The organism is Bradyrhizobium sp. MI1.3, from assembly GCF_055811695.1.
The window spans coordinates 1-419 of record NZ_JBVVPQ010000271.1 but is presented as its reverse complement, the minus strand read 5'-3'; the positions used below and the strand labels follow the sequence as shown (position 1 = coordinate 419).

The following is a 419-nucleotide window of genomic DNA, read 5'->3' as shown; positions in this document are numbered from 1 at the left end:
TCCCGATCCTTGGCCAGGCAGTCGGCCGCCTTGTCGTATTTCAACGCGTAGCTCTCGATGAATGCCTCGAACGCCAGTTCGGCGGCGGCCTTGGTTTCGGCCATCCAGATCTCCTGCAACGCGCGTTTGGCTTTCGGCTGCTGGCTCTTCGGTAACTTGGCGAGCACGTTGGCGGTCTTGTGCACCCAGCAGCGCTGCTCGCGCGTTTTCGGCCAGACCTCGCCGGCCGCCTTCCAGAACCCGAGTGCGCCATCGGCGATGACGAGCCGCGGGGGCACGTCGAGCCCGCGCCGCTTCAGGTCGAGCAGCAGATCACGCCAGTCGTGCGCGCTCTCGCGGGCGCCATCGGTGAAGCCGACCAGTTCCTTGCGGCCTTCCGGCGTCGCGCCGATCAGCACCAGGATGCACTGCTTTTCGTC

At 66.1% G+C, this 419-nt stretch carries 1 protein-coding gene; it reads right to left on the bottom strand.

From position 1 onward, the window contains the following. The coding region (locus AC0L3A_RS40990; protein WP_473256615.1) for a transposase at positions 1 to 419 on the bottom strand (419 nt) is incomplete at both ends.